Raw genomic sequence first — 4,122 nt, forward strand, 5'->3', positions numbered from 1 at the left:
CCCTTCCGCCTCCGCCAGCGACGCCGCCTCGCCGAGCGCGGCGCCCTCCGCCCAGGCGCGGGCGAACCCGTCCTCCCCGAGCGCCTCGCGCACCGACGCCAGCAGGCCGTCGAAGAGCGGCTGCTCGACACCCATCAGCCGTGCTCCGATGGTGGCGCACTGCGTCTCCGCCGCGCCCAGGAGCCGGGCCGCCCGGGGCAGCTCGCCCCGGTGCAGGGCGACCGCCGCGGGGACGATCAGCGCCCGGGGGACGAACCAGGGGTTGTCCAGGCGGTGCATCGCGCGCACGCACGCGGTCGCGTGGACGTCGGCGCCGTCCAGGTCGCCGCCCATCCACGCGATCATGGCGCGCGAGAAGGAAGCGAAAAGCACGCCCCACTGGTAGCCCTCGCGCAGGGCGATCTCCTGCCCCTCGCCGCAGTAGCCGTCGCCCTGCGCCGCCTCCCCGCGGAAGGCGTGCACGAAGCCCAGCGCGGTGGAGAGGGTGAACGACAGCACGTAGGGATCCCCCGACTGGCGCGCCGTGGCCACGGACTCCCGCGCCCGGAGGAGCGCCACCTCGTTGTCGCCCAGGTGCACGTGCAGCTGCGCCAGCACCGAAAGGTTCAGCGCCAGGGCGCGGGGGTCGGCGAGAGCGCGCCAGAGGCGCTCCGCCTCTTCCAGCCGTTCTCGCGACCGCTGCAGGTCGCCGATCGCACACCCCAGCGCGCCCGCGCCGAGGATCGCGCGCGCCGCCCGGGCCTCGACACACGGCGGGCCGGCCGCGGCGAGCACCTCGTCCATCCACCGGACCCCCTCGCTCCAGTGGCCCCGGTGCAGCCAGAACGGCCAGAGCCCTCCGGAGAGACGCAGCGCCAGCTCCGCGTCGACACCGCGCCGCAGCGACCACTCGAGGGCGCCGCGCAGGTTGTCGTGCTCGGCCCGGACCACGTCCAGCAGCTCGGGCGCCTCGAGGACGTACAGCCGGGGTCCCGCCGCCTCGGCGAGCTCGGCGAAGAAGCGCGCGTGGCGGCGGGCCACCGCGTCGGCCGCCTCCGCGCCCGTTTCCGCCATGCACCCGGCGGCATACTGCCGCACCACCTCCAGCAGCTGGTAGCGGGCCGTTTCGCCCCGCTCGCGCATGACCACCAGCGAGCGCTCCACCAGCGCGGCCAGCAGGTCGAGCACCTCCCACTCCTCGATCCCGTCGCCGGGGCAGACGGCCTCGGCGGCCTCCAGCGTGAAGCCGCCTGCGAACACGGAAAGGCGCTGCAGCAGGAGGCGCTCCGGGGGGGAGAGGAGCTCGTAGCTCCAGTCGATGGTGGCGCGGATGGTCTGGTGCCGCGGGAGCGCGGTGCGGCCGCGGTGCACGAGCACGGCGAAGCAGTCGTCCAGCCGCTCCACGATCTGCGCGGGGGCGAGCACCTTCACGCGCGCGGCGGCCAGCTCGATGGCCAGGGGGACGCCGTCCAGCCGCCGGCAGATCCGCGCGACGGCGGCGGCGTTGGCGTCGGTCAGGCCGAAGGTGGGGACGACCGCGCGCGCCCGCTCCACGAAGAGCTCCACGGCCTCGGAGCCCTCCAGCGAGGCGGCGGTGAGCGACGCCGCGTCCGGCGGGAGCGAGAGCGGCGGGACCAGCCAGGCGGTCTCGCCGGTGACCCCGAGCGCCTCGCGGCTGGTGGCGGCGAGCTGGAGCCGCGGGCAGGCGCGCAGCAGCCGGTCGGCCAGGCGCGCGCAGGCGTCCACCACGTGCTCGCAGTTGTCGAGGACCAGGAGGCCGGGCCGGTCGCCCACCACGTCGGCGAGCCGGTCCTCCGGCGCGCGGCCGGGCTCTTCCGCGATCCGCAGGGCCGTCGCGACCGCCTGGGCGACGTGCGCCCCGTCCGACAGCCCGGCCAGCTCGACCCACCAGACCTCCCGCCCCTCCGCGACGGCCGCCCCGCGGGCGACCTCCAGCGCCAGCCGCGTCTTCCCGCTCCCGCCGGGCCCGGTGAGCGTGAGCAGCCGGGTTCCCGCGAGGAGCTCGCGCACGAGCGCGACCTCCTCCGCGCGGCCGACGAAGCGCGTGAGGCTCACCGGGAGCCCGGGGACGGCCCTGCCCTGTGCGTCGGGGAAGATGCCCGGCACGGCGATCTGCGGCTCGGCGGAAACGGACATGGGCGGGAGGGGGTCCTGCGTGGCGGATGCTGCGGGGCGAGCCGCGGGAAGGGCCGCCGCGGGGCGGACGCGGCGGCGGCCCGCTGAATAATCGGCGCGGGCCGACGCGAAGGCAAGTCATTTCCCCGCCGCCGCGTCGCCCTCCGCACCGCCCGCCAGGAAGCGCACGATCCGCTCGTCCGCCGACGCCTCGCCGGCCCCCCCGCCGTCCCGCGGAGCCGCCTCCCGGCGCACCACCAGGAGCGGCTGTCCGCTCTGCGCGAAGCGCTCCAGCGGCAGCCCCGCCGGGAAGGCGGGGTCCGCGTTCTCCGCCAGCACGATCGCCAGCCGGTGCACGCGCTCGGGCTCGGAGAGGGCGAGCCAGAGCGCCTCCGCGGCCGATGCCTCGTCGGCGACCAGGTGGACCCGCCGGAGCCCCGCGCCATCCAGGAAGCCCCGCAGTCGCGCCGCCAGGGGAGCGTCCCCCGGCCGGCCGTCGCCCGGCAGCTCCGGGACGAACACCCGGAAGCGCCGCGCCACGGCGGCCAGCAGCGGGGGGGCATCGCCACCCTGCGCGGCGCCCTGCAGCAACAGCACGTGCTCGCCACTCCCGGCGCGGCGGTAGGGGATCCGGCTGGTCCCCGCCAGGACGACCGCCTGCACGGTCTCCCGCGCGCTCCCGGTATCGGTGTCGACAGGCATTGGCTCCGTCGCGTGGTGGCCCCGCTCCGCCGGACGGCGGTGCGCCGTGCCGGGGAGCGGGGCCGTGTTAGGGGGGCCGCTCAGGGCTCCACGATGAGGGTGCCCTTCATCCCCTTCCCGCTCCCCCGGTCGTAGTGCGGGGCGCAGTAGAAGGTGTAGGTGCCCGGCTCCGGCGCCGTGAACACGGCGAGGGCGGTCTCGCCCGGGGGCATGAGGACGTGCACGTCGGCCTCGTCCAGGTCGAAGCTGTGGCTCGCGGCGTCGCGGTTCTCCAGGCGGAGCGCCACGGTCTCTCCCGCGCGGACGCGGACCTCCCGCTGCACGAAATCGAACTTCTCCGCCTCCACCGCCGGGAGCCGGGACAGGAGCTCGGGGCTGACCGCGGCCGAGCCCGCCTGCGGGAGCGAGGCCATGAGGAAGATGCCGGCCAGCAGTCCGCCCACCGCGCCCAGCTTGACCGGGACCCAGCGGGGGACGAGGCCCGTCCCCCGCGCCGGGCGGCGGTGCTGCACCGCCGTGAGCGTGGCCAGCACCGCGGCGGTGAGCGCGAAGGCGGCCAGGAGGACGGCCGGGGTGAAGGTCACGTCCGCGGGGACGGCCAGGATGTGGGCGAGGTGTGGCGCGATCATCAGCACGATGGCCGCGCCGGCCACCGCGCCGAGCCAGGCCGCCCAGCGCCGGCGGCGCCACACGCCCACCGCGGCGACCGCCGGGAGCAGCGCGAAGGCGAAGATGGGAGGCGCGACCTCACCGGCGACGGAGTACATGCGGACCATCATCAGCACCGAAGCGGCGACGATGCCGCCCAGCGCCGCGATGGCGAGGCGCGCGGTCCCGGCGAGGCGGGGCGCGGCGGACGTGTCCTGCGAGATGGTGGTCATGTGCGTCTGGTCGGGTTCGGGGTTCGAGCGGCCCGGGCGGCGCTGCGGTGCCCGCCTGGTGCTGCGAACAAGGGTATCCGTCCCCGCTTCAACACCCGCTTAAATGACCTCCGGCACCCCCGGTTAAGCGCCGATAAAGCGCCCCGCTCTACCCTTCCTGCGTCGCCCGGCCGGCGCCTTCCAGTGCCGGCGGCGGGGCCGGGGCGGTAGAATGACCCCCGAGACCGGGCATGACCACGACGCGCAGGGACATCCCCCTTTTCCCGAGACACGGATCACCATGCATCTTCTCGTTCTGGGCGCCTCGGGCGGCATCGGCCGCTGGGTGGCGCAGCTCGCCGCCGCGAAGGGCCACCGGGTCCGCGCGCTGGTGCGGCCCGGCACGGCGTACGACGCCCCGGCCGGGGTGGAGGTCCACCGCGGC

Annotated in this window: 3 protein-coding genes; all 3 read right to left on the bottom strand. The window is 76.3% G+C overall.

Annotated features, from left to right (window positions below; all coding sequences use genetic code 11):
• Window positions 1–2,136: hypothetical protein (locus VGR37_13100; GenBank protein HEV2148335.1), on the bottom strand; the 2,136-nt coding region annotated here is incomplete at its 3' end.
• Between the two features lie 117 nt (window positions 2,137–2,253).
• The gene (locus VGR37_13105; protein ID HEV2148336.1) at window positions 2,254–2,817 is read right to left on the bottom strand and encodes a hypothetical protein; all 564 of its coding nucleotides are present in this window, start codon (window positions 2,815–2,817) and stop codon (window positions 2,254–2,256) included.
• Between the two features lie 80 nt (window positions 2,818–2,897).
• A complete protein-coding gene (locus tag VGR37_13110) occupies window positions 2,898–3,698 on the bottom strand; it encodes a cupredoxin domain-containing protein (protein HEV2148337.1) in 801 nt (266 codons plus the stop codon).
• Window positions 3,699–4,122 lie beyond the last annotated feature (424 nt).

It is taken from the genome of Longimicrobiaceae bacterium (assembly GCA_035936415.1).
In the GTDB taxonomy this organism is placed as follows: Bacteria; Gemmatimonadota; Gemmatimonadetes; order Longimicrobiales; family Longimicrobiaceae; genus JAFAYN01.

Coding starts and splice junctions, on each gene's coding strand:
- VGR37_13105 (HEV2148336.1), bottom strand. CDS start 2,817: ATGCCTGTCGACACCGATACCGGGAGCGCGCGGGAGACCGTGCAGGCG.
- VGR37_13110 (HEV2148337.1), bottom strand. CDS start 3,698: ATGACCACCATCTCGCAGGACACGTCCGCCGCGCCCCGCCTCGCCGGG.